Annotated in this window: 17 protein-coding genes; 10 read left to right on the top strand and 7 right to left on the bottom strand. The window is 74.7% G+C overall.

Annotated elements, in window-relative coordinates; genetic code table 11:
• Positions 1-2 precede the first annotated feature (2 nt).
• Positions 3-944 carry an NAD(+) diphosphatase gene (gene nudC, locus SGUI_RS15435; RefSeq protein ID WP_066641738.1) on the bottom strand — a complete coding sequence of 314 codons (942 nt, stop codon included), beginning with the start codon at positions 942-944 and terminating at the stop codon, positions 3-5.
• 96 nt (positions 945-1,040) lie between these two features.
• On the opposite strand from nudC, the gene SGUI_RS15430 reads away from it, so the two are divergent.
• Positions 1,041-2,738 carry a phosphotransferase gene (locus SGUI_RS15430; protein ID WP_237141521.1) on the top strand — a complete coding sequence of 566 codons (1,698 nt, stop codon included), beginning with the start codon at positions 1,041-1,043 and terminating at the stop codon, positions 2,736-2,738.
• Here the strand turns inward: SGUI_RS15430 and SGUI_RS15425 are convergent.
• Positions 2,702-5,992, bottom strand: a complete 3,291-nt coding sequence (locus tag SGUI_RS15425; protein ID WP_066641736.1) for an ATP-dependent helicase — start codon at positions 5,990-5,992, stop codon at positions 2,702-2,704. The genes SGUI_RS15430 and SGUI_RS15425 overlap by 37 nt on opposite strands.
• Complete coding sequence (locus SGUI_RS15420) at positions 5,989-9,189, bottom strand: ATP-dependent DNA helicase (protein ID WP_083190734.1); 3,201 nt, start codon at positions 9,187-9,189, stop codon at positions 5,989-5,991. The genes SGUI_RS15425 and SGUI_RS15420 overlap by 4 nt, the downstream gene beginning before the upstream one ends.
• An 84-nt stretch (positions 9,190-9,273) precedes the next feature.
• On the opposite strand from SGUI_RS15420, the gene SGUI_RS17570 reads away from it, so the two are divergent.
• The 4 genes from SGUI_RS17570 (at position 9,274) to SGUI_RS15400 (ending at position 12,391) form a co-directional block, all read left to right on the top strand.
• Entirely contained in the window at positions 9,274-9,909 is a 636-nt protein-coding gene (locus SGUI_RS17570; protein ID WP_066641733.1) for a TetR/AcrR family transcriptional regulator, read from the top strand.
• A gap of 57 nt (positions 9,910-9,966) precedes the next feature.
• Positions 9,967-10,194, top strand: a complete 228-nt coding sequence (locus SGUI_RS15410; protein ID WP_066641731.1) for a DUF3107 domain-containing protein — start codon at positions 9,967-9,969, stop codon at positions 10,192-10,194.
• 179 nt (positions 10,195-10,373) lie between these two features.
• The gene (locus tag SGUI_RS15405) at positions 10,374-10,649 is read left to right on the top strand and encodes a GlsB/YeaQ/YmgE family stress response membrane protein (protein ID WP_066641729.1); all 276 of its coding nucleotides are present in this window, start codon (positions 10,374-10,376) and stop codon (positions 10,647-10,649) included.
• Positions 10,650-10,900: 251 nt separating this feature from the next.
• A complete protein-coding gene (locus SGUI_RS15400) occupies positions 10,901-12,391 on the top strand; it encodes a DEAD/DEAH box helicase (protein ID WP_066641723.1) in 1,491 nt (496 codons plus the stop codon).
• On the opposite strand, the gene SGUI_RS15395 is transcribed toward SGUI_RS15400, so the two are convergent.
• A complete protein-coding gene (locus SGUI_RS15395) occupies positions 12,367-13,239 on the bottom strand; it encodes a PHP domain-containing protein (protein ID WP_066641721.1) in 873 nt (290 codons plus the stop codon). The genes SGUI_RS15400 and SGUI_RS15395 overlap by 25 nt on opposite strands.
• 116 nt (positions 13,240-13,355) lie before the next feature.
• Here SGUI_RS15395 and SGUI_RS15390 point away from each other — a divergent pair, with 116 nt between their 5' ends.
• On the top strand, positions 13,356-14,045 hold the full coding sequence (locus tag SGUI_RS15390; RefSeq protein ID WP_066641720.1) for a hypothetical protein: 690 nt from the start codon (positions 13,356-13,358) through the stop codon (positions 14,043-14,045).
• Positions 14,046-14,063: 18 nt separating this feature from the next.
• Here the strand turns inward: SGUI_RS15390 and SGUI_RS15385 are convergent, their stop codons facing one another.
• Positions 14,064-15,572, bottom strand: a complete 1,509-nt coding sequence (locus tag SGUI_RS15385; protein ID WP_083190732.1) for a threonine/serine exporter family protein — start codon at positions 15,570-15,572, stop codon at positions 14,064-14,066.
• A 71-nt stretch (positions 15,573-15,643) separates the two neighbouring features.
• Here SGUI_RS15385 and SGUI_RS15380 point away from each other — a divergent pair, with 71 nt between their 5' ends.
• Positions 15,644-17,158: an aminopeptidase P family protein gene (locus SGUI_RS15380; protein WP_066643523.1), complete on the top strand. Its 1,515-nt coding sequence runs from the start codon at positions 15,644-15,646 to the stop codon at positions 17,156-17,158.
• A gap of 30 nt (positions 17,159-17,188) precedes the next feature.
• Here the strand turns inward: SGUI_RS15380 and SGUI_RS15375 are convergent, their stop codons facing one another.
• Complete coding sequence (locus tag SGUI_RS15375) at positions 17,189-17,683, bottom strand: YflT domain-containing protein (protein WP_066641718.1); 495 nt, start codon at positions 17,681-17,683, stop codon at positions 17,189-17,191.
• 79 nt (positions 17,684-17,762) lie between these two features.
• On the opposite strand from SGUI_RS15375, the gene SGUI_RS15370 reads away from it, so the two are divergent.
• From SGUI_RS15370 to SGUI_RS15360, 3 genes are all read left to right on the top strand, one after another.
• Positions 17,763-19,046 (top strand): magnesium transporter MgtE N-terminal domain-containing protein, encoded by a 1,284-nt coding sequence (locus tag SGUI_RS15370; RefSeq protein ID WP_066641717.1) that lies wholly within the window; start codon positions 17,763-17,765, stop codon positions 19,044-19,046.
• Complete coding sequence (locus SGUI_RS15365; protein ID WP_066641715.1) at positions 19,039-19,632, top strand: DUF1003 domain-containing protein; 594 nt, start codon at positions 19,039-19,041, stop codon at positions 19,630-19,632. The genes SGUI_RS15370 and SGUI_RS15365 overlap by 8 nt, the downstream gene beginning before the upstream one ends.
• Before the next feature lie 77 nt (positions 19,633-19,709).
• On the top strand, positions 19,710-20,858 hold the full coding sequence (locus SGUI_RS15360; protein WP_066641705.1) for an Mrp/NBP35 family ATP-binding protein: 1,149 nt from the start codon (positions 19,710-19,712) through the stop codon (positions 20,856-20,858).
• 28 nt (positions 20,859-20,886) lie between these two features.
• Here SGUI_RS15360 and SGUI_RS15355 read toward each other — a convergent pair whose 3' ends face one another.
• Positions 20,887-21,201 carry a DUF7677 family protein gene (locus SGUI_RS15355; RefSeq protein WP_066641704.1) on the bottom strand — a complete coding sequence of 105 codons (315 nt, stop codon included), beginning with the start codon at positions 21,199-21,201 and terminating at the stop codon, positions 20,887-20,889.
• Between the last annotated feature and the right edge of the window lie 2 nt (positions 21,202-21,203).

The following is a 21,203-nucleotide window of genomic DNA, read 5'->3' as shown; positions in this document are numbered from 1 at the left end:
GCTCACCACGGGACCGCCGGCCCGTCACCGGGGAGCGCCGCCCCGAACCACTCCTGGATCAGCCGGTGCGCGATGGAGACCCGGGAGGGCAGCGTGAGCCGCCCGGCGCGTATGCCCTCGGCCAGCTCGTCGCGGGAGTACCACCGGGCGGAGCGCAGCTCGCTCTCCTGCACCCGCAGCTCGGTGCCCAGGGCGCGGGCGCGGTAGGCCATCATCAACGACGCCGGGAACGGCCAGGGCTGGTTGCCCCGGTAGCGCAGGTCGGTGACCTCGACCCCGACCTCCTCACCGACCTCGCGCGCCACGGCCGCCTCCAACGACTCGCCGGCCTCGACGAAGCCGGCCAGCACCGAGACGCGGCCCTCCGGCCACGGCAGCCCGGTCGCCAGGAGCAGGCGGTCCTGGTCGTCGGTGACGGCCATGATGACCGCCGGGTCGGTGCGGGGGTGGTGCTCGGAGCCGTCCCGGGGGCACCGGCGCAGCCAGCCGCCCTGCATGACCTCGGTCGCCGTCCCGCAGCGGGGGCAGTAGCCGTGCCGCGCGTGCCAGCCCTGCAGCGCCGTCGCCGCGGTGAGCAGCCCGGCGTCGGCGTCGTCGAGGTCCGCGCCCACCTCGCGCAGGCCGGCCCAGGAGGGGTCCTCCGGGGCACCGGCGTCCGGCGCGCCCGGGTCGGGCGGGACCGTGACCGCGACGAAGTCGGCACCCTCGTCCCGTCCGAGGAACCACGGGCTACGCTGCGCGTCCTCCGGCTCGGGCGCCCGCAGCCGCAGCCGCACCGGGTCACGCTCCAGGGGGGCCTTGGCGCCCCGCAGCTCCAGCACCCGCGTGGCGGGCCGGCGCAACACCGCCGCCAGCTCGGCGTCGTCCGTGCGGACGCTCGCCCACCGGTCGACCCGTGACCGGGAGAGGGCGAGGTCCAGATAGGTCTCGTCTGCTGCCGTCACCCGACCACTGTAGGTGCCCGGCCTGACAACCCCGGGAGACGTGCCCCGACGGAATACCGCGGTCGGCCACCGGCACGGCATACGGTGGGAGCCGTGATGCGTACAGACCTGGCCCTGGCAGCCCTCGCGAGCGCCGCTGTCCCGGGGATGAAGCCGGTGGCGGTGGCGGCGATGGGTGTCGAACCGGGCGAGGAGACCGAGCTGCAGCAGGCGGTGGTGGAGGACGCCACCGGCCGCCGCTGGCTGGTCCGCTCCCCGCTCACCGCGGTGACCGGTGCGCGTCTGCGCCGCAACGACGAGCTGGTGCGCCAGCTCTCCCGGCACGTGCCGTTCAAGGTGCCGGCCCCCGTCGGCTACGCCGCGGTCGGGCAGGAGGGCCATGCCGCCGTCTACCAGCACGTGGAGGGCTCGACCCTCGACTTCGCCCAGCTCCCGGCCGGAGCGGGGTTGTCCCATGCCGTGGGACGAGCCCTCGCGGCCATCCACAACATCCCCCCGGCCGTCTTCGAGCAGCAGGACGTCCCTTCCTTCGACGCGGCCGGCTGCCGCCAGCGCCTCATCTCCGAGGTGGACCGCGCAGCCGAGTCGGGGCGGGTGCCGACGCGGCTGCTGGCCAGGTGGGAGGAGGCCTTCGACGCCGCCCCGCTGTGGCAGTTCGCCAGCACCCCCGTCCACGGCGCCTTCCGCGGCGGCACGGTCGTGGTCGCCTTCGCCGACGAGAGCGCCGAGAGTGGCCGGGTCGTGGCCGTGACCGACTGGGACGAGGCCATCGTGGGAGATCCGGCCGCCGACATGGCCGACCTCTACACCCGGGCCTCCCCCGGGGCCTGGGAGGCGGTGCTCGACAGCTATGCGCTCGCCCGCGCCCAGCGCCCCGACCCCTACCTCCATGCCCGAGCCAGGCTCCTGGCCGAGACCTGGCGGCTGCGCGGCCTGGCCCACCACGTCGCGGCCGGCGACGAGGAGGCCACGCGACGCCTGGTCGAGGCCCTGCGCCGGATGGACCGGCTCACCGAGGACGAGGACTCGCTCGTGCCCGCCACGGCCCGCGCCGCCGGTGCGGCGGGAGCGGCCGGGGTGGCCGCCGTCGTGCCCGCGGGCGCTGCCGCGGTGTCGGACGACCCGTTCGAGGACGACCGGGAGCTCGTCGAGGATCCCGCGGACGACGCCTCGGAGTGGCCGGGCCCACCCGTCGAGGATCTCGAGGACGACGACGTCGAGCACGAGGACGTCGACGACGCCGGAGGCGTCCACGCGCTCGGGGACGTCGAGCACGGCGCTCCCGGGACGGCCGTCGACGGGCCGGTCGAGGACGACGAGCCGGACGACGACCCGGACGAACCCCTGGACGACCCGGACCTGGAGTCCCCGCGCAGGGACCCCTTCCTCGACGACGGTGACCCCGATCCGCACCCGGACGACCCGGACGACCTGGCCGACCCGGCGATCCAGCCGGACGACGACATCACCACCGAGGTGCCCGTGCCGACCTTCGGCCCGGGTCAGGGCTCCGGGGACGACCCGTCGGCGGGAGAGGCGGACAAGGACCCGACGGCACGCGCGGTCGAGGACTCCGCGGCCCCGGAGGAGGGACCCGAGGTCGAGGACCCCGCACCCGATGTGGACGGACCTGCGGGCGATGCCTCCCAGGAGGAGGAGGTCGAGGACGAGGCACCCGGCGACGGCGCGCCGGAGGCGGTGGACGAGGACGCCCCCGACGAGGACCTGCTCGACGACGACACCCGGCTGCACGAGCTCTACGGCATGCCCGCCGAGGAGGACCCCCGCACCTGAGCGGGCTCGTCGGCCAGCAGCAGTCCGAGCTCCTCCTCGGTCGGCAGGTCCGGACGCACGGTGGTGCCCGTCGCGGCGTAGAAGAAGGCGGCACGGACCTCGTGGACCGTCCGGCCGCTCAGCCGGGCGAACGCCAGCCGGTAGACCGCCAGCTGGACCGCGCGGGCCTGCTGCTGGGCGGGGCTCCCGGGGGATCCGGTCTTCCAGTCCACGACCGTCACCCCGCCGTCCCCGTCGTCGAAGACCGCGTCGATCCGGCCCGCGACCGTCCGGCCGGCCACGGTGGTCTGCACCGGCACCTCCACCGCGACGGGGGTGCGTCCGGACCACTCGCTGTCCAGGAAGTGGCGTCTGAGCCCGGCGAGATCCGGCCCCCCGGGCGACTCCGCCTCGGCGTCCGGGTCGTCGAGGTCGACCAGCGTGGCGGCGGAGTAGTGCTGCTCGACCCAGGCGTGGAAGGCCGTCCCCACCCGCGCGTGCGGAGCCGGTGGCGTGGGCACAGGTCGGCGCAGCGCACCGACGAAGGCCGCCCGGTCGGCGGCGAGCTCGACCACCGCGGAGGTGGACAGGTGCGCCGGCAGCGCCGGTGACTCCTCGGGGCCGGACCTCCGGTCCCGTTCGGCGAGCAACAGCTCGACCGTCTCCGCCCACGGCTGGTCGCCGGGCAGGTCGGCCGGCGCGCCCCTCGTCGCGCCCTCGGCCAGGAGCGCGGCGGCCACGTCCCGCACCTCGGCGCGGCGTTCGTCGCGCGAGTGCGGCCGCGGCCAGGTGGCGCTCAGCTGCTCGTCCAGCCGGGGGTTGCGCATCTGCGCCTCGTCCTGCGGGTCGGGCAGGTCGACCCATGGACCGACGTGCACACCGGCCAACCCGCGCAGCTCCTCCAGGAAGCGTGAGGTGATGCGGGGCCGGAGCCCGGTGGACCAGACCGGGGCGGTGAGCAGGAGGCGGTGCCGCGCACGGGTGAGGGCGACGTAGGCCAGGCGGCGCTCCTCCTCGACGGCATACCGACCCTGGGCGAGGGAGAGCTCCTCCAGCCGGGTCCGCAGGTCGCGGGTGTCGGTCACCGAGGACCAGGACACGTCCGGTCGACCGGCCCGGTCCCCCCGCAGGGGCGTGGGCAGCTTGCCGATGCCCGCGAGCCACCCGCGGTCCGTGCGCTCCTTGACCCGCCAGCGGCCGTCCCGGTGCTCCGGCGTCGTGCGTCCGGCGGGGAAGGTGCCCTCGACCATCCCCGGGACGGCCACGACGTCCCATTCCAGGCCCTTGGCGGCGTGCACCGTGAGGACCTGGACGGCCGCGGTGTCGACCGAGACCTCCGCCAGCTCGGGCACCTCGGCGTCCTCCAGCCCGCGCTCGTGCTCCCGGGCCGCGTCGAGCCAGTCGAGGAACCCGCCCAGGCTCACGCGTTCCGCGCTGTAGGCATAGCCCGCCGCGACCTCGGCCAGGGCGTCGAGCGGTGCCCTGCCCCAGGTGGGGTGCAGGTCGGGGTCCGCCGCCACCTCGATGTCGAGCCCCAGCAGCCGCTCGGTCTCCAGGACGAGGTCGGCGAGCGGCAGGCTCGTCAGGGAGCGCACCTGGCGCACGACCGTGGCCAACCACGACACACGCCCGGCGGCCTCCGGGGAGAGCTGCTCACCGCCTCGTCCCACCCAGCCGGACCTGGGCGGGTGCTCGAGCGCCTCGGCGAGCACGGGAGCGTGCTCGCGCTCGCCCGGTGCCCCGGCGCCCTGGCCACGGGCGAGCTCGCCGGCCCAGGCCCACAGGGCGTCCAGGTCGGCGGCCCCGAGCCGCGCCACAGGGCCGGCCAGCAGCCGGACGACCTGGTCCCCCCGCGTGGGCTCCTGGGCCACCCAGAGGAGGGCGACGAGGTCCAGCACCTCGGGGGTGTCGAGCAGCCCGCCCAGACCGACCACCTCGACGGGCAGCCCGCGACGGCGCAACGCGTCCACGACCGGGGCGAACTGCGACCGCGCCCGGCACAGGACCGCCGCGGTGACCCGGCCGGGCGTGCAGGCTGCCCACCGCTCGTGCACCCAGCCCGCGACGTGCTCGGCCTCGACCACGTGGTCGACCAGGCGCGCAACCTCCAGCACGCCCTCCCCGGCACCCGGCCGGGCGTGCAGGGTGCCCACCGGCACGGCGGCCTGCTCGCGCAGCGGTCCCGCGACGAGGTTGGCGGCGTCGAGCACGGCGGCGTCGTTGCGCCAGGAGGTGCTCAGCTGCAGCACCGGGGGCGGCGCCCCGTCGAGCGCGAACTCCCGGGGGAAGCGGGTGAGGGTCGTGGCGCTGGCGCCCCGCCAGGCGTAGATGGACTGGTGCGGGTCGCCGACCGCGGTCACCGGCATCTCCTGACCGGCGAAGAGCGAGGTGAGCAGGACCATCTGCGCCTCGGAGGTGTCCTGGAACTCGTCGAGGAGCACCGCGCCGACGCGGGCCCGCTCCGCCGCCGCCACCGCGGGCACGTCCCGCGCGAGCCGCGCCGCGAGCGCCATCTGGTCACCGAAGTCGAGCGCCCCACGGGCGGTCTTGGCCTCGCGGTATGCCTGCACGAGCGGGTAGACCAGCGCCTGGCGACGCAGGTCGGCCGCGAGGTCGCGTCCCGTCTTGAGCGGACGGCCCTCGTGCGGGAGGTCCTCGGCGTGGCGCGCCAGGTCGAGCAGGAACTCGCGCGCCCGGTCGGCCTCCACGAGGTGCTCGCCGAGCTCGGACGACAGCGCGATCACCGAGCGCACCACGGTGCTCGGCGCACTGGTCATCCCGGTCATGTCACCGTCGTAGCGGGTCACCACGTCGTGGGCCAGCTGCCAGCAGGCCGCCTCGGACAGGAGCACCGCATCCGGTTCCACGCCGAGGCGCAGCCCGTGCTCGGCCACCAGACGCCCGGCGTAGGCGTGGTAGGTCGAGATCGTCGGCAGGTCGAAGCCGTCGGCGCCGGCAGTCTCCCCCGCGGGGTCGGCCCACAGCCCGGCCTCCCGCAGCTGCCGCAGCCGGGAGGTCAGCCGCGCCGCGAGCTCGAGCGCCGCCTTGCGGGTGAAGGTGAGGCCGAGCACGTCCTGCGGCGCGACGATCCCGTTGGCGACGAGCCACAGCACCCGGGAGGCCATGGTCTCGGTCTTGCCGGACCCCGCCCCCGCGATGACCACGCCCGGCCGGGGCGGCGCCGTGATGACCGCCGCCTGCTCGTCGGTCGGCTCCGGGGCCCCCAGGGCCCGCGCGAGGTCGTACGGCGACCAGCGCGGCTCGGGGGCGCTCACCGGCCCTGCCCCTCGGGCTGCAGCGGGCAGGCGAAGCGGGCCGGGCAGCGGCGGCAGCGGCGCTCCAGGTCGCGCGCGGTGAAGTCTGCCCCCGCCATGCCCGCGGCGGCCTCGAGGATGGTCCGCCGGGCCCGGTCCGGGTCCTCGGCGTCCACCAGCGCCGCCTGGGCCTGCTCCACCGCGCCCGAGGCACCGAGCTGCACCAGGCGGGCACCGCCGCTGCGGGAGCCGAGCTCCCCGAAGGCCCCCTCGCCCACCGCCACCTGGTAGGCCGAGAGCTGGGCGTGCTGCTCGACCTCGGCCCGGGGCACGGGGGTGCTGCCCGTCTTGAGGTCGGCCACCACCAGGGCTCCGTCCGGCGTGCGCTCCAGCCGGTCGACGGCGCCGACGAGCCGGGCGTCCCGCCCCGCGCCGGGGGCGTCCGCACCGTCCGCGGCTCGGAGCAGCACCGACAGCTCGAGCTCGCTGCCGACGAGCTCGCGGCCGGCCGATCCCGCCGCGGCGACGTAGGCGGCATACCGCTCGAGCATGGTGTGGGCGTCCTGCCGGGCCTTGTCGGACACCCACCCTTCCACGAGGTCGAGGTCGGCCCAGCGACGGTCGAGCTCGGCGACCAGCTCGGCGACCCCGGCGCCCGGGTCCTGGGCCACCACCTCGTGCACGAGGGTGCCGAGCTCGGCCCGGAATGCCTCGCCGGTGTCGGCCCCGCGGGAGGTGAGGAACCAGCGCAGCTCGCAGTCCAGGAAGGTCTGCAGCCGCGAGGGGGACACCCGCACCGGGCCCTCCGGGCGCACGGGAGCGGTGCTGGACGTGCCCCGCAGGCCCCACCACCCGGCGGGGTCGGCCCCGGGGACCTCCTCGTCCGCGAGCCGGCGCAGGACGTCCACGGCCACGTCCCGGGTGGGCCGGTCGCCCGACCGGTGCGCCAGGACCGCGGTCCGCCGCAGCTCGCCGGACAGGCCGCGCAGCGTCATCGGCGGCGGCACCTCCACCGGCGGGTGGTCCCGGAACCCGGGCTCGACCAGGTCGAGGAGTCCCGAGGGTTGCTCCTCGGTGCTGGCGGCGGCGGTCACGAGGAGGTGCTCGGTCGCCCGGCTCACGGCCACGTGGAACTGCCGCAGCTCGTCCGCCCGCACCTGGGCCTGCGCGGCCCGCCAGGCCTCCGGGCCCGAGACGGGCCGCCCGTGGACAGCGGCCACCAGGGCCTCCGCGCCGAGCAGCGTGTCCCGCAGGCGCAGGTCCGGCCAGACGCCGTCCTGCACCCCCACGACGGCCACCCTGCGCCAACGGCGTCCCGCGGCGGCGTGCGGGGTCAGGACCTCGACGGACTCCGCGTGGTGGCCACCCTCCACCAGGGTGTCGGCGGCCAGCTCGGCGCTGCGTACCGAGTCCAGGAAGGAGCGGGGCCGGGCTCCGGGGAGCCGCTCGACGTAGGACTCGGCGGCGGAGAAGAGCACGAGGACGGCATCCAGGTCCCGGTCGGCGCGGGCGCCGAGCGCTCCCCCGGCCAGCGCCTGCCTCCGCCACGTCTGCGCCAGCCCGGCGGCGGCCCACAGCGCCCACAGGATCTCGTCGGCACCGGCCCCGCCCTGGGCACCGCCGGCGGTCCCCGCGCCGGTCCCGCCACGGAGGTAGGTCTCCCGCCCGGCGTCCAGCACGCGCCCGACGCGGACGAGGGGGGCGAGCTCGGGCGGGACCTGAGCCGGTGCCGCCCGTCGCAGGTCCGGGTCGTTGAGGCGGAGGGTGAGCAGGTCCTCGGCGCTCCGGGTGCCCCCCTCGGCCAGCTCGGCCCCGCGCAGCATCCGCCGCAGTCGGCGCAACCCCACCGGGTCCAGCCCGCCCAGCGGGCTGCGCAGGAGCTCCATCGCCTCCTCCGGCCCGACCGCCCAGCCCGGGTTCTCACCGACCGGCTCCCGGGTGACGACGTCCAGCGCGAGGAGCAGCGGCTGCACGGCAAGATCCGCGCCCAGGGGCACCGACGAACGGTCCACGCGCACGGGGACGCCGCCGGAGGCCAGCGCCCGGCGCACGGCGTCCTGCTGGCGTCCGCTGCGGGCCAGGACCGCCAGCTGGCCCCAGGGGACCCCGTCCACGAGGTGCGCGTGCCGCAGCCAGCGCGCCACGAGGGCGGCCTCCTGGGCCGCGCTGCGGGTCAGGTGCACCCGGGCCGTGCCCGGCCGCGCCCCGTCGACCGGCTCGCGGTGCCGGGCGCTCCCGGTGACACCGATCCGCCGGGCCACGCGGTCGACCACCTCGCCGACCGCCTCGCTCGTGGTGTGGCGTGCTCCGAGCACCACGGTCCCGGGGCCGTCCGGGGCGTCCGCCCAGCGCTCGGCGAGCTCGAGGAAGGCTCCGGGGACCGCGCCGCGGAACCCGAGCACCGCGGCGTCCGGGTCGCCGACGAGCAGGGCATCCGTCCCGGACGGACGGACGGCGGCGAGCAGCCGGGCCGCCGAGGCCGTGAGCTCCTGCGCGTCGTCGACGCCGAGGAAGCCCACGCGTCCGTGCACCAGCGCCCGCAGGTCGTCGTCGGTCTCGAGCGCCTCGGCCGCGGCGGTGCAGATCCAGGCAGGGTCGTAGCTCCCGGGGTCGGCCAGCGCCGTCACCTGGTCGTACTCCTCCAGCACCTCACCGACGCACGCCCACTCCGGTCGACCGTGCGCCACGGCCAACCGCTCGAGGTCGGCACGACCGACCCCGTGCTCGACGGCGCGCATCAGCAGGTCGCGCAGCTGCCCACGGAAGCCGGTGGTGCGCCGGGCCAGCGCGAGCTCGGCCGGCCAGTGCGGCCCGGTGCCGTCCTGCTCGTGCCCGAGGAGCAGCTCGCGCAGCACCGTGTCCTGCTCGGCCCCGGAGATGAGGCGCGGCGCCGGCTCGTCCTCGAGGGCGGCGGCCAGACGCAGCACGGCGAAGGCCAGCGAGGCGGCCGTCCTGGCCAACGGTCGGGTATGCGTCGCGCCCAGGTCCTGGGCGATGTCCGCCCGCAACCGGGTCGCGGCCTGCCGCGTGGCGGCGATGACGAGGCACCGGTCCGGGGAGAGGCCGTCGGCGATGCGCCGCTGGACGTGGCGGGTCAGCACGGTGCTCTTCCCGGTGCCGGGAGAGCCCAGCACCACCATGACTCCCCCACGATGTGCGACGACCCGCTCCTGGGACGGATCAGGCTGCTGGCGCGGCCGCCGTGCGGTGTCGGACATGGTCCTATCCCATCACCCGGCACGGACAGACCCGTCCGGGCGTCGACGGGCCGTAGACTGGTCGGTCGAAGAAGGGAGGGACCCGTGACCAGCCCCTCGCCCCGTGAACGTCGGCTCCGGCTGCCGCGCGTCGAGCGCCGCGCGCAGCTCCTCGGTGCTGCCCAGGAGGCCTTCGCCGAGTCCGGCTACCACGCGACGGCGATGGATGACATCGCCGTCCGGGCCGGTGTCAGCAAGCCGGTGCTCTACCAGCACTTCAGCAGCAAGCTCGACCTCTACCTGGCGATCGCCGAGTCGGTCTCCGAGGAGGTGGTGCGCACCATCGACGGCGCGCTCGAGAGCGGACAGACCAACCACGCCCGGATCTCGGGCTGCCTGACCCGGTTCTTCGAGTTCGTGGAGTCCCCCTCCTCGGGCTACGCGATCCTCTTCCAGTCCGACATGGCCTCCGAGCCGGCGGTCTCCGCCATCGTGGAACGGACCCGCCGCGCGTGCGGCGAGTCGATGGGGCGGGTCCTGGCGGAGGAGACCGACCTCACCTGGGACGAGTGCGTCCTCCTGGGCACGGCGATGGCCGGTATGGCGCACGCCGCCGCCCTGAGCTGGTACGGCCGTCGCGACACGCTCCCGCGCGACCGGGTCCTGGAGCTGCTGTCCACCATCACCTGGCGGGGCTGGGGCGCCGTCCCCCCTCGCACGACGTCGCTCGCGCAGGGCTAGGCTGGACCGACGGCCCGGACGGGTCGACCGCAACCAGCCAACCGTGGAGGTTTTGCCGTGGAGGTCCGCATCGGTATCCGTGACGTCGGGCGCGAGGTGACGTTCGAGTCGGCGCAGACGCCGGAGGCGGTCCGGCAGGCCGTGACCGAGGCGCTCACCACCCAGGCGCCGGTCGTGGAGCTGCAGGACGACAAGGGGCGCACCGTCATCGTCCCCACCACGACCCTCGCCTACGTCGAGATCGGCGCCCAGGACAAGGGACGCGTGGGCTTCGGGAGCCACTGACGCCGCACCCGGCGGCCCTCGTCACGAACCGGTCACGACCTGGGCGACACGGGGTGGATAAAGTGGCGCGGCACGGGGTCGTTCACTATTGTGAGCGCGGTTCTGCGGGAGCCCTGCCCCCGCTGACCACCCGGAAGGGTCGTCCTCCCGGGAGGACCGTTCTCGAAAGGTCGTAGACCATGACCACCATCCTCGTCGCGCTGCTCGCCGGCTGCATCGTCGGGCCGCTGGCCCGGCTCGTCCTGCCCGGCCGTCAGAACCTGTCCGTCATCATGACCGTCGTGCTGGGGGCCGTGGGATCACTGCTCGGCTCCTTCATCGGCGACCTGATCTTCGACTACAGCGGTGGCGCCTTCAACTTCTGGGGCCTCGTCCTCGGGATCATCGGAGCCATCATCGTCATCCTCGCCTACGGCGCCATCACCGGGCGCAGCCAGGGGCGCGTGGAGCGCTGAGCCGGAACCGACCGCCTGCGACGGCGCGTCCTCCTCGTGGGGGGCGCGCCGTCGCGTGCGTCGGCAGCCTGACGGCCAGCGGGTAGACTGACCCGCGTACACCGGTGCCCGGTCGGCCGCCTGCCACGAAGAGGCAGGCGGTTGTCGTGGGTCGGGCGTGGCGCCCGACCTCCTCATGGTTTCGTCTCCGATCGGCCCGGACCGCCTCCGCCGCACGGCGCGCGGGCGGCCACCGATCGAGAGGATCACCCATGCAGGAAGAGCGCACCTTCGCCGACTTCGGTCTCCATCCCGACATCGTCCGGGCCGTGGCCGACGGCGGGATCACCCACCCGTTCCCCATCCAGGCGATGACCCTGCCGGTCGCGCTGTCCCGGCACGACATCATCGGTCAGGCCAAGACGGGCACCGGCAAGACCCTCGGCTTCGGCCTCCCGCTGCTGCACAGCGTCGTCGCCCCCGGCGACGCCGACTTCTCCTCGCTGGAGCGGCCGGGTGCCCCGCAGGCCCTCGTCGTCGCGCCCACCCGCGAGCTCGCGGTGCAGGTGGCCGGTGACCTCACCAAGGCCAGCACCCACCGTGGCATCCGGGTCCTCACCGTCTACGGCGGGCGGGCCTACGAGCCGCAGATCGAGGCGCTGCAGCGTGGCGTCGAGGTCGTCGTCGGCACGCCGGGCCGGCTGCTCGACCTGGCCTCGAAGGGCCACCTGAACCTCGCGCACGCCCGGACCGTGGTGCTGGACGAGGCCGACGAGATGCTGGACCTCGGCTTCCTGCCCGACGTCGAGCGGCTGCTGGCGCTGACCCCCGCGGGACGGCACACCATGCTGTTCTCCGCCACCATGCCCGGCGCGGTCGTCTCCCTGGCGCGCGGCTACATGACCCAGCCGACCCACATCCGCGCGGTCAGCGAGGACGGCGAGGGGCATACCGTCGCCGCCGTCGAGCAGTTCGCCTACCGCGCCCACGCCATGGACAAGGTCGAGATGCTCGCCCGGATCCTGCAGGCGGAGGGCCGTGGCCTGACGATCATCTTCGCGCGCACCAAGCGCACCGCCGCCAAGGTGGCCGACGAGCTCGGCGACCGGGGCTTCGCCGCGGCCGCCATCCACGGCGACCTCGGGCAGGGCGCCCGGGAGCAGGCGCTGCGCGCGTTCCGCACCGGCAAGGTCGACATCCTCGTCGCCACCGACGTCGCCGCCCGCGGCATCGACGTGGAGGCCGTGACGCACGTCGTCAACTACCAGTGCCCGGAGGACGAGAAGACCTACCTGCACCGGATCGGTCGCACCGGCCGGGCCGGCGCCACCGGTGTCGCCATCACCCTCGTGGACTGGGACGACATGCCGCGCTGGGGGCTCATCAACAAGGCCCTGGACCTCGGCTACCCGGAGCCGGAGGAGACCTACTCCTCCAGCCCGCACCTCTACGAGCAGCTGGGCATCCCCGAGGGCACCCGGGGCACCCTCCCCCGCTCGGCGCGGACCCGGGAGGGTCTGGACGCGGAGCGGGTCGAGGACATCGAGGGCCCGGGCGGGGCGGACCGGCGCGGGCGGGGCGGACGCTCCTCCGGACGCCGGGACCGCGGCGGCCAGGGTGGCCGTGACCGCTCCGGGCAGCGGGGCGGGGACCAGCCGAACCGCCAGCGCACGCGCACCAGCACGACCGAGGGAGGCGGCTCCGGCCGTCGCCGTCGCCGCCGTCGCAGCACGGCCCGTCAGGGGGACGCGCCGAGCAGCTGACCCCCGGTCTGCTCCAGCAGAGCGCCCAGCGCCGCCGCGGAGGTGGTGTGCTCGCCGAGCCGGTTGGGCTTGCCGCTGCCGTGGTAGTCGCTGGAGCCGGTCGCGACCAACCCGTGGCGGCGAGCCAGGCGGCTCGCGCGCTCCCGGTCCCGGGGGGCGTGGTCCCGGTGCTCCACCTCCAGCCCGGCCAGGCCGGCGTCCGCCAGCTCCTCGACGAGGCTGTCCGGGAGGGTATGCCCGCGCGCCGCGGCGAAGGGGTGCGCCAGCACCGGCGCTCCGCCCGCATCCCGCACCAGCGCGATCGCGCGCTCCGGGGCCGGCGCGTAGTGCGAGACGTGGAAGTCGCTGCGCGAGTGCAGGACGTCGGCGAAGGCCGCGTCCCGGTCGGGGTAGCGACCGTTGCGCACCAGCACGTCGGCGATGTGCGGACGGCCGAGGGAACGGACGTCGCCCGACCGGGCGAGGACCTCCGACCAGGTCACCGGGTAGCCGGCCGAGGCCAGCCGCTCCACCATCCGCCGCAGCCGGCCGGTCCGGCTCTCCCGGGTCCGCTCCAGCTCGGCGGCCAGCTCCTCGTGCGCCGGGTCGGGCAGGTAGCCCAGCAGGTGCACCGACCTCCCCCGCCAGCTGCACGAGATCTCCACCCCCGGCACGACGACCACGTCGTGCTCCCTCCCGGCGACGTCAGCCTCCTCCCAGCCGGACACCGCATCGTGGTCGGTCAGCCCCACCACGTCCAGCCCCGCCCGTGCCGCCTCCCGCACCAGCTCGGCCGGGGCCTGCGTGCCGTCGCTGTGGGTCGAGTGCGTGTGCAGGTCGATCCGGGCGGTCTGCGGGAAGCTCGGCATGAGGACACGGTAGGCGGTGGCGCGGACCGGTCATACTGGACACGGACGACACCACCCGGGGACATCCGACACGCGACGCGCGGCGAGCACGCCGCGCCCGACCTCTCAGGAGAAGCATGACCACGACCCGAGCCTCCCTGCGCACCGCCGGAGCCGCGAGCCTGCTGGCGCTGCTCTCCCTCGCCGCGTGCGCCGACGAGGAGCCGGTGGCCGAGCCGCCCGCGACGAGCAGCCCGACCGAGGAGCCGTCCGCGAGCGAGGAGCCCAGCGCGGACGACACCGAGCAGACCACCTCGGCGGACGAGGCGACGCAGACCGAGGAGGCCGCGACCACCAGCGCGCCGGAGGAGCCCAAGGAGCTCGAGCTCGCCGCCAGCGACGACGCCTTCACGGTGACGCTGCCCGGCACCTGGGAGGACGCCACGGCCACCGCCCAGGACCAGACCGACGCCGCCGTCCTGGCCGGGCGGGACGGCGAGCGGGTGGACGACTTCTACACCAACGTGGTCATCACCCAGGAGGAGTACGTCGGCAACCTCACCTCGGCGGTGGAGCAGGCCGCGGAGGAGCTGGCCGGCGAGGACGGCGAGTACGAGCTGCTCGACCCGGCCGAGGTGGACGGCAACCAGGCACCCGGCTACACGCTCGTGCGGGACGTGCAGGACGTCACCGTGCACCAGACCCAGCGGTGGGTGTCGCACGAGGGCACGCTCTACGTCGTGACCTTCTCGGCGGTCGACAGCCAGGCCGAGGACGCCGCACCGGTGCTCGACGACCTGCTCGCCAGCTGGACCTGGACCGACTGAGACCGGCCCGCCGCCCGGTCAGGCGTCGGCGACGTAGGTGCCGCGCGAGCGCCGCCGGGCACGCAGGGCGGCCGGGTCCAGGCCGAACTTGCGCCGGGCGGCGAAGCTGCCGATGGCCAGGCCCGCGGCCAGACCCAGGCCGGTGGCCACGGCGCTCACGAAGTAGATGACCGCTGCGGGCACGACGGCCTCGTTGTTCTGCATGATGAGGTAGAGCGCGCGGTAGACGGCCAGGCCCGGCAGCAGCGAGACGATCCCCGCCGTGGCGATGGCGTCCTCGGGCACGCGGAAGACCTTGAACGACGCGAAGGCCAGGGCGCCCACCACCGCGGCCGCGACGGCGACGGCGGCCGGGGTCGCCAGTCCTAGGAAGAGGGCCACCTCCAGCACCAGCCAGGCGCCCGAGGCGATGACGATGCTCAGCCCGATGACCCGGACGCCGGAGTAGGTGCTCAGGCAGAACCCGAGCGCGATGAGCGCCGCGCCGATGGTCGAGATGAACGGTGTCCCTCCGAGAGCGACGAAGGGGGCGGCCTCCATCGAGACCCCGAAGCGGCGCGCGATGCCGAGCACGAGCGCCACGCCCACGGCGATGCCCAGGGTCATCATCATCACCTCGAGACCCCGGGCGCCGGCCGTGACGTAGTAGCCGTCGATGGCGTCCTGCGCGGCACCGAGCACGCTCAGCCCGGCGAGGAGCACGACGATGCCGGAGATGACGACGACCGACGGCGTCTCCCGGCCGATGGCATACATGACCAGCCCGATCCCCGCCGGGATCGCGGCGCTGAGGACCTGGGTGAAGAAGGCGGCGATCCCCCAGATGTACAGCAGCCGCTGCACCCGGTCGACCAGCGCGGCCGAGAAGGCCGCCACCATCCACATGAACGGCCCGGCGCCGTAGAGCATGACCACGCCCACGGACATGATCGCGGCACCGGCGGTCACCACCCAGCGACGGTAGGGGTGCGGAGAGGAGAGCAGGGACACCAGCGTGGTCCGGGCCACGTCGACGTCCATCACCGTCCCGATGCCCGCCTGGGCCTCCTCGGCGGAGCGCTCGATGTCGTCGATGTGGCGCTGCACCGCCTCCATCCGGGTGTAGTCCGGTGAGCGGTCCGGGATGACCCGCATGACGGTGAGGGAGTCCTCGTCCACGCCGCGGTGCACCGAGACGGCGATCGAGGTGTAGGTGATGTCGATGTGCATCGAGGTGATGCCGTAGGCCTGCCCCAGCCGCAGCACCGTCGCGACGCAGTCGGCCGCCGAGGCCCCGGTGGACAGCAGCGCCTCCCCGACCCGCAGGGCCAGGTCGCAGACGGCGCGCGCGTGCCGCTGGGTGGCCTCGTCCGCGGCGGTCGAGGTGCCGAGCGCGGTGGTCGGCGGGGAGCTCGAGCGCACCACGCGCACCGCCTGGTGCTTGAGCTGGCGGCCCAGGCGGGAGGCCGGGATCAGCTGGGGGCGCCCGATGCGCTGGGGTCCGGTGACGGTGCCGGGCATGCTGGTGAAGGGGGACTGCTCGCTCATCGAGGCAAAGCCTAGGGCCGACGGCTGACCGTTCGCTCGGTGGTGGCTGGACACCGCCTACGATGGCCGGGATGAGTGAGAAACAGCACAAGGCAGAGCACCGCAACCGTCCGACCGGCGAGGCCTTCATGGCCTTCATGCGGGAGGGCTGGGCGCCCCGCTCCAGCGAGCTGCCGGAGCTCACCGAGGCGGCCCGGTATGCCGCGGCCCGCCGCGAGACGTTGTCGGCGGCCTACCCCGGGGAACGGCTCGTCGTGCCGGCCGGCGGGCTCAAGATCCGCAGCAACGACACCGACTACGTCTTCCGCCCGCACAGCGCCTTCGCCCACCTGACCGGCCTCGGCGCCGACCGCGAGCCGGACGCGGTCCTCGTCCTCGAGCCGGTCGCCGACGGCGAGGGGCACGAGGCGTGCCTCTACTTCGTGCCGCTGGCGGACCGGGACAGCGAGGACTTCTTCGCCGACTCCCGCTCCGGCGAGTTCTGGGTCGGCTCCCGCCCGACGCTGGCCTCGGCCGCCGCCGAGCTGGGTATGCCCACCCGTCACCTCTCCGAGCTCCCGGACGCCCTCGCCAAGGACGTCGGCCCGTCGGGGCTGGCCGTCCGTGTGGTCCGCGACGCCGACCGCGAGGTGGCCCAGCAGGTCGACGAGGCCCGTGCGCAGGGCGGGCTGGGCTCGCAGGCGCAGGTCGACGCGAGCACGGAGGCGGACCTGGAGCTGGCCCGGACCCTGTCCACCCAGCGCATGGTCAAGGACGACTGGGAGGTGGCGCAGATGCAGGAGGCGGTGGACGCCACCGCCACCGCCTTCGACGCCGTCGTGGAGCACCTGCCGGAGGCGGTGCGGCGCGGTCGCGGCGAGCGCTGGGTCGAGGGCGTCTTCGGGCTGCACGCCCGGCACGCCGGCAACGGCGTGGGCTACGACTCGATCTGCGCCGCGGGCGACCACGCCACGACGCTGCACTGGATCCGCAACACCGGCGACGTGGCGGACGGGCAGCTGCTGCTGCTCGACGCGGGCGTCGAGACCGACGCGCTCTACACCGCCGACGTCACCCGCACCGTCCCGGTCTCCGGGACCTTCACCGAGCCGCAGCGACGCGTCTACGACGCCGTCCTGGAGGCGCAGGAGGCGGGCCTGGCGGCGGTGCGTCCCGGCAACCGCTTCCAGGACGTGCACGCCGCGGCCATCGAGGTCATCGCGCGGCACCTGCTCGACTGGGGGCTGCTGCCCGACGACGTGACCCTGGAGCAGACGCTGGACGCGAAGGAGGGGCAGTTCCACCGCCGGTGGATGGTGCACGGCACGAGCCACCACCTCGGGATCGACGTGCACGACTGCGCGCAGGCCCTGCGCGAGGACTACGTCGAGGGCGAGCTGCGCGAGGGCATGGTCCTCACCGTCGAGCCCGGCCTCTACTTCAAGGCCGACGACCTGCTCGTCCCCGAGGAGCTGCGCGGGATCGGCGTGCGCATCGAGGACGACGTGGTCGTCACCGCGGACGGGTCGCGCAACCTGTCGGCCATGCTGCCCCGGACCGCTGACGAGGTCGAGGCCTGGGTCCGCGCCGGCGGACGCCGCGGCTGACGGCGCCGACGCCGGCGACGGCGGTCGGGCTCAGACGCCCCGGGAGTCCAGCAGGTCGCGGGCCTGCTCCACCAGCTTGTGCTCGGTGAGCACCTCGTAGCGGGTCGCGACGACCTGCGTGACGGAGGTGAAGTCGCGCCGGCCGCGGGTGAAGGCATACCCGATGAGCCCCCAGACCAGGCCGAAGACCGCCCCGAAGAGGGCGGTCCAGCCGATCGTCAGCAGCGCGTCGCCCGCCTCGGCGAAGAGGGCGAAGATGAGGCCGACGAAGAGCCCGAGCCAGACGCCGGACAGGGCACCGCCGAGCGCGACGCGCGGGGTGGTCAACCGTCCGGTCACCCGCTCGACCTGCTTGAGGTCGGTGCCGACGATGAGCACCTGCTGCACGGGGAACTCCTGGTCGGACAGGTAGTCGACGGCCTCCTGGGCCTGGTCGTAGCGGTCGTAGACGCCGATGCTCTTGGGGTAGTCGAGATCCAGCGTGGGGCGCCCCAAGGAGCGCGCGGAACCGGTGGGAGTGCTCACGGCACCATTGTGCCAAGCCGCCACCGCCGCCGCTACCGGCCCTGACCGTCGTGCGGGGCCGCCGTCGTATTCTTCCCAGGTGAGCACCCACCGCGTCTTCGTCGCCCGCCTCAACGGGCTGAGCGTCTTCGACCCGCTGGGTGACGAGGTCGGGCGCGTCCGCGACGTCGTGGTGACCCTGTCGGGCCGTGCCGCGTCGCACGGACCCCGGGCCATCGGGCTGGCCGTCGAGGTGCCCGGGCGGCGCCGCGTCTTCGTGCCGATCACCCGGGTGACCTCCATCGACGCCGGCCAGGTGATCACCACCGGCCTGGTCAACATGCGCCGCTTCGAGCAGCGCGCCGGCGAGACCCTCGTCGTGGGCGAGCTCTTCGACCGGCAGGTCACCGTCAGCGACGGGGACGTCCGCCAGCCCGCCGTGGTCGAGGACATCGCCATGGACCAGCAGCGTGGCGGCGACTGGCGGCTGACCAAGGTCTTCGTCCGCAAGGGACGGGACGAGGCGCCGCGGCGCGGCCTGCTGCGCCGCCGCCGGGGCGAGACCCTCCTCGTCGACATCGAGGCGGTCGACGGCCTGCAGGAGCAGGGCCCCCCGCAGGCGGCGACCGCGCTGCTGGAGGCCTACGAGGACCTCAAGCCCCAGGACTTGGCCGAGGCGGTGCACGAGCTGTCCGCCAAGCGCCGCGCCGAGGTGGCCGACGCCCTCGACGACGAGACGCTGGCCGACGTCCTGGAGGAGCTCCCGGACGACGACCGGCTGGAGATCCTCACCCACCTGGCGACCGACCGCGCCGCGGACATCCTCGAGGCGATGGAGCCCGACGACGCCACCGACCTGCTCTCCGACCTGCCCGAGGAGGTCCGGGAGGAGCTGCTGGCGCTCATGGAGCCGGACGAGGCCGCCGACATCCGCCGGCTGCTCACCTACGACGAGAACACCGCGGGCGGCCTCATGACCACCGAGCCGGTGATCCTCGGACCGGAGGCGAGCATCGCCGAGGCGCTGGCCCTGGTGCGGCGCGAGGAGATGCACCCGGCGACCGCCTCCCTGGTCTACGTCACCCGCCCCCCGCACGAGACCCCCACCGGGCGGCTCCTCGGGAGCATCCACATCCAGCGGCTGCTGCGCGAGGCGCCGCACCAGCCCGTGGGCTCCATCCTCGACACCGACATCGACCCGGTGCCGCCCGCCGCCAGCCTCGGCGTCATCACCCGCGCGCTCGCGACCTACAACCTCGTGGCGCTGCCGGTCGCCGACCCCGAGGGCCGGCTGCTGGGCGCGGTCACCGTCGACGACGTGCTGGACCACATCCTCCCGGACGACTGGCGCGAGAGCGACCCCACGGAGTCCGACGATGTCTGAGCCCACCCGCCACACCGCCCGGTCGCGCGGGGGCTCGCGGCGCTCGGAGGAGACCAAGGGCGGCGCACGCCTGGACCAGCCGCTGGCCAAGCAGAGCCGGTGGATGCCGCAGGCCCGCATGGACCCGGAGAGCTTCGGCGCCTTCGCCGAGCGCTTCGCCCGGTTCATGGGCACGGCCCGCTTCCTCGTCTGGATGACCCTCTTCGTCCTCGTGTGGATCGCGTGGAACACGGTGCTGCCCCCCGGCGCGCGCTTCGACCCCTACGCCTTCATCTTCCTCACCCTCATGCTCAGCCTCCAGGCGTCCTACGCCGCCCCGCTCATCCTGCTGGCGCAGAACCGGCAGGACGACCGCGACAAGGTGCAGATGGAGCAGGACCGCTCCCGGGACGAGCGCACGCAGGCGGACACCGAGTTCCTCACCCGCGAGGTGGCCGCGCTCCGGCTCGCGATGCGCGACGTCGCGACCCGCGACTTCGTGCGCTCCGAGCTCCGGGACCTGCTCGAGGAGCTGCGCGCGCAGGACCCGGAGCCGGACGACACCGGGACCGGCACGGGCAGCGAGCGCAGCAGGCCGCGCGACTGAGCGGACCACCTCCCGGCCACCCGTGGCTCCCCCGACCGCCCGTCCGAGCGGCCTCCGGCGGCACCTACCATGGAGGTATGCCCGCCCCCAGCACCGACGCCCTGCACGCTGCCCTCTCCCGGGTCAACGACCCGGAGATCAAGAAGCCGATCACCGAGCTCGGGATGCTCGAGGCGGTCGACGCGAGCGAGGACGGTCACGTCCAGGTCACCGTGCTCCTGACGGTGCCGGGCTGCCCGCTCAAGGACACCATCACCCGGGACGTCACCTCCGCCGTCAGCGAGGTCGAGCACGTCACCGGGGTCGACGTCCGGCTCGGCGTCATGAGCGAGGAGCAGCGCGGCGCCCTGCGCGACCAGCTGCGCGGCGGCCAGGCCGAGCGGGAGATCCCCTTCGCCCAGCCCGACTCGCTGACCACGGTGTATGCCGTCGCCTCGGGCAAGGGCGGCGTCGGCAAGTCCTCGGTCACCGTCAACCTGGCGGTGGCCATGGCCGCCGAGGGCCTGCGGGTCGGGGTCGTCGACGCCGACATCTACGGCTTCTCGGTGCCCCGGATGATGGGGGTCACGCAGGCCCCGACGCAGGTCGACGACATGATCCTGCCCCCGGTGGCCGAGCCCAGCGGAGTCAAGGTCATCTCCATCGGGATGTTCGTCCCCGGCAACCAGCCGGTGGTGTGGCGCGGGCCGATGCTGCACCGGGCCATGCAGCAGTTCCTCGCCGACGTCTACTGGGGCGACCTGGACGTGCTGCTCCTCGACCTGCCGCCCGGCACCGGCGACATCGCCATCACCGTCGCCCAGCTGCTGCCCAGCAGCGAGCTGCTCGTCGTGACCACCCCGCAGCAGGCCGCGGCGGAGGTGGCCGAGCGGGCCGGCGCCATCGCGCTGCAGACCCACCAGCGCCTGGCCGGCGTCATCGAGAACATGTCCTGGCTGGAGCTGCCGGACGGCAGCCGCACCGAGCTCTTCGGCAGCGGGGGCGGCCAGGCGGTCGCCGACTCGCTGTCCCGCTCGATCGGCGCGCAGGTGCCGCTCCTGGGCCAGGTGCCGCTGGACGTCGCGCTGCGCGAGGGCGGTGACCAGGGGTCGCCCGTGGTGTCCGCCGAGGGCCAGCAGGACTCCCCCGCGGCGACCGCCCTGCGCGGCGTCGCCCGGCAGCTCGCCCGTCGGGGCCGCGGCCTGGCCGGGCGCAAGCTCGGCATCACGCCGACGGTGCGCGCCTAGGGCCGCGGGACGTCGTGCCGCCGGACGGTCAGACCGCCGGCGCGTGCAGCTCGACCTCCCAGTCCTCCAGCGGAGGGACCACCTCGTAGGAGGGGTCGCAGTAGCTGCGGAGGTACTGCGCGGCGCGCTGCTGCGCGGCCCGGGCGTTGACGACCTGGCCGCGCTCGTCCACCTCGAGCACGTTGGCGAAGATCGCCATCGTCTGCTCGATGGCGCTCGGCTCGCGCCCCATGAGCTCCAGGTAGGGAACCCCCTCCAGCACCGGGAGCCCCAGGGTCCCGTTGGCCAGCCAGAAGGCGAAGAGCCGGAGCTCGTACACCACGGAGTCGCTGAGGTGAGCCATCG

Origin of the sequence: Serinicoccus hydrothermalis (assembly GCF_001685415.1) — a bacterium.
Taxonomy (GTDB): Bacteria; Actinomycetota; Actinomycetes; order Actinomycetales; family Dermatophilaceae; genus Ornithinicoccus; species Ornithinicoccus hydrothermalis.
The sequence above is the reverse complement of the archived record's forward strand: the minus strand, read 5'-3'. Positions and strand labels throughout refer to the sequence as shown.